We start from the raw sequence: 1,489 nt of genomic DNA on the forward strand, positions 1-1,489 counted from the left end.
TTGCTCGTGCTGCCCACAGGGATGCCTGAGGACTAAAGGCCCGTCGAGTGCCAAACTCTAGTAAGGTAGCCTCGGCCCCCGCCACATCTCTTAGCCGTGCTGCCTTAGTGGCAATCAAGGTCTGATAGTTAATTGTATTGAGTAGGTAAGTTTCTACTATCTGTGCTTGCCACAGAGGAGCATCCACCCGCAAAAACGGTTCATTAGCAAATATTGCTGTTCCCTCGGGCACTGCCCAGACATCACCGGTGAAGCTTGCTTCTGCTAAGAGTGACCAAAACTGTTCCGGTGCTCCCTGAAAAATGCCTGTCTCTTTTAATGCGTCCAGTGCCTGGGGACTAAAGCGAAACTGTTCCAGGTAGTCCAGTACCTGAGCGAGTCCCATAGCAATCAAGTAACCAAAGCCATTAGGTAAACGTCGCGCAAATAGTTCAAAGGAAGCTGGTTTTTGGGCTAAGCCTTCACCGCTATAACAGGCTGTCATGGTCAGCTGATACAGGTCAGTTAATAAGCTATAGTCCTCAGCTGTAGGTATTAATTCCTGGTCTTTAGGGTTCATAATAGTACTGTTTAAGGAGTAATGTTTAACATAAGGTAAAGGAACTTTAAATAGGTACAGATTTTTTAACAATCCTCTCAAAATTACCAAACAAATCTTAGTGATTAGTCAAGCTTGAGAAAAGTATTGCAAATATTACCAAACAAATATTACTAATCCTGGCACTGAATCGATAATCCTCGATAAGATAAAGTACACCAGACAGAAACGTCTTTCAGTCTGTACTCACAGTTAAGACTCAATAATTTGAGAACAGCAATTTGATGACAGCATGGCAGTACTCACGAACCACCAGAAAAGGGAAAGGTTCGCGCTAATTATAGCCACTGCTGTTTTCAACTCTAACTCAACTAATTCAGGAGAGCAATTTTATGGCTTTTTACAAACTATTGGAAAGCAGTATTCAATATCTTTCTGAAGCAGTAGCTAGGATTTTTGGTCCTAATGATGACATTTATCCTGCTATTGGTGTTCAACCCTTTAGCGGTGACCCCTTTGAGCAGAAAGAGGCATCTTGGTAAATTCGATTTTAGCTATAATATGAACCCTGGGTTATAGCGGTTCTTGCTGGAATACAAAACACCCTTAGGGGCGCACGCCGTGCGCCCTTAAGGGTGTTGTGGGGTTGCCTATTGGTGGGATGATTTAAGCTGGAAGCGAACACTGTGATGCAGTAGCTTGGCCGTAGCGCATTAGCTGATAGCTGATAGCTGACGGCTGAATGCTTACCTCATAACTCCCTACTCCCTACTCCCATTAACTCAGCGGTTGCCAATTTTCTAGTGGTTTACCTTGACAAAATGTAAGCATTCAGCTATCAGCTATCAGCGATCAGCGATCAGCGATCAGCGATCAGCTATCAGCTATCAGCCATTGGCCACGCTACGGAAATGGCCAGGCTACTGTTCGCGCAGCACCTCAAGTAGCGCA

Annotated in this window: 2 protein-coding genes; one reads left to right on the plus strand and one right to left on the minus strand. The window is 44.6% G+C overall.

Features of this window, described 5'->3' with window-relative positions; all coding sequences use genetic code 11:
* Positions 1 to 559 (minus strand): beta/alpha barrel domain-containing protein (locus F6K20_RS38175; protein ID WP_502708934.1); only part of this gene is annotated, 559 nt, incomplete at its 3' end.
* Positions 560 to 930: 371 nt separating this feature from the next.
* On the opposite strand from F6K20_RS38175, the gene F6K20_RS38180 reads away from it, so the two are divergent.
* A complete protein-coding gene (locus F6K20_RS38180) occupies positions 931 to 1,080 on the plus strand; it encodes a hypothetical protein (protein ID WP_008179358.1) in 150 nt (49 codons plus the stop codon).
* The last annotated feature ends 409 nt before the right edge of the window (positions 1,081 to 1,489 follow it).

The sequence above is a fragment of the Moorena sp. SIO2C4 genome, assembly GCF_010672485.1.
In the GTDB taxonomy this organism is placed as follows: domain Bacteria; phylum Cyanobacteriota; class Cyanobacteriia; order Cyanobacteriales; family Coleofasciculaceae; genus Moorena; species Moorena producens.

What these genes read in the sequence shown, in the direction of transcription:
- F6K20_RS38180 (WP_008179358.1), top strand. Translation starts at nt 931, where the DNA reads ATGGCTTTTTACAAACTATTGGAAAGCAGTATTCAATATCTTTCTGAA.